The organism is Streptococcus parasanguinis (assembly GCF_001578955.1).
Lineage (GTDB): Bacteria > Bacillota > Bacilli > Lactobacillales > Streptococcaceae > Streptococcus > Streptococcus parasanguinis_U.
This window is the reverse complement of record NZ_KQ969708.1, coordinates 1-911: the sequence shown is the minus strand read 5'-3', so window position 1 is coordinate 911 and position 911 is coordinate 1. Positions and strand designations below refer to the sequence as shown.

2 protein-coding genes are annotated in these 911 nt (G+C 49.5%); both read left to right on the top strand.

The annotated features are described in order from the left end of the window. Positions 1–474, top strand: a 474-nt coding sequence (locus tag SPADD19_RS10840) for a substrate-binding domain-containing protein (protein ID WP_164905870.1), incomplete at its 5' end; no start/stop codon positions are given. A 14-nt stretch (positions 475–488) separates the two neighbouring features. Further along, the coding region (locus tag SPADD19_RS10835) for an HTH domain-containing protein (protein WP_128861639.1) at positions 489–911 on the top strand (423 nt) is incomplete at its 3' end.

Genomic DNA, 911 nt, shown 5'->3' with positions numbered 1-911 from the left:
CTCTTGGTTGGTCAAGAAGAGACAGCAGATGCAACACCGCTTCAGATGGATCCTCGTCAACGAGTCTTTCAACAGTTTCTCACGGAAAAAGGGCTTTATGAGGAGCGCTTTGTCGCTGTCGGTCAGTTCTCAACTGAGTCAGGCTATCAGATGATGGAGCAGCTGATTCAAGCACTGGGCGACGACTTGCCAACTGCCTTTTTCATGGCCAGTGATGCCATAGCTGTTGGGGCCCTTCGGTCCCTTCAGGAGCACCAAATCGCTGTGCCCGATCGCGTCAGTCTCATTTCCTTCAATGATACTTCCATCGCTAAGTATGTTTTTCCTGCCCTCTCTACTGTGACCGTCTACACAGAAGAAATGGGCAAGCAAGCCATTCAGCTGTTGCGGCAGACCTTTCAGGGGGCTCAACCAAGTGTTCCCTGCATGGTCAAATTAGCCACCAAACTGACGATTCGAGACAGCAGTCGCTAGGAGGTCTTAGTCTTATGAAAACACACGAAATCCTCTTTCAAACCCTTTCTCAGGCAGATGATTACGTCAACGGGGAACAGTTGGCAAAAGAATTAGGTGTTTCTCGCACCTCCATCTGGAAGGCTATTCAGCGCCTGGAAAAAGATGGGGTCGTCATCGAATCCCTAAAAAAGAAGGGTTATAGACTGGTCTCAGGCGATATTTTGCTTCCTGAAGTCATTGCCAGCAATACCCAGTTGACCGTTACTTTGAATGAAGAATGTCATTCTACCCAATTGGACGCAAAATTAGGCATGGAAGCCCATAAAGAGGGCAGGGCTCTCTACCTGGCCAAGTCCCAATCTGCTGGAAAGGGCCGCTTTGGTCGCGACTACTACTCTCCCGATCAAGGCGGCATCTATATGTCTCTTCATACAAAAGCCCCAACTCCCACCTGC